At 68.1% G+C, this 590-nt stretch carries 1 protein-coding gene; it reads left to right on the forward strand.

Annotation, left to right across the window (positions count from 1 at the left end):
- Positions 1 to 9: 9 nt before the first annotated feature.
- Positions 10 to 590 (forward strand): ABC transporter substrate-binding protein (locus PKE99_RS38465; protein WP_271215158.1); only part of this gene is annotated, 581 nt, incomplete at its 3' end.

Genomic DNA, 590 nt, shown 5'->3' on the forward strand with positions numbered 1-590 from the left:
GGTGTGCTGATGTTCCTCGTCGGACACGATGCGGTCGAGTTCCATCGCCAATTCGCCGACCGGGGCATGGAGAGCCAATGCGCGCGATTCTCCACTCTGATGGAAGAGAGTATGCTGCAGAAAATCGGGACCCGTGCCGCACAGGACGTCTTTGTCGCCTCTGGTTATTTCGAGGCGCTCCCGGCGGCGGAAAGCCTGGACTTCGGCGCCCGGTACGTCCGACGGTTCGGCCCCGGTGCGCCCGTCCTCAACGCTCCAGGTGAGTCCGGCTACAAGGGCCTATGGATGTTGGCCGTCTCTGCCTCGCCGGACGTGCAGGCTCCACGTGCGGGAGCAGACGTTGGGCTGCTATTGCGCGGGCTGGCGCGGTGCCGCACAGCAGCTGAGCACGCAGACACCAGACACACGGACCTACCGCAGTGCTTGGTCGAGCGAGCAGCCATCGGCACCGACCGTGGTCCTCTTCGGCGGAGCGCCGTGGCGACGACGGCGCCGGGGTCGCCGGGGTCGCCGCTGGCCTGCCCGGCTCGGGTCTGCCCTCGGCCTTCCTCGGGCGAACTTGAGGTCGCTCCCCCGGGCCCCGCTGGATG

This window comes from Pseudonocardia halophobica (assembly GCF_027922425.1).
Lineage (GTDB): Bacteria > Actinomycetota > Actinomycetes > Mycobacteriales > Pseudonocardiaceae > Pseudonocardia > Pseudonocardia halophobica.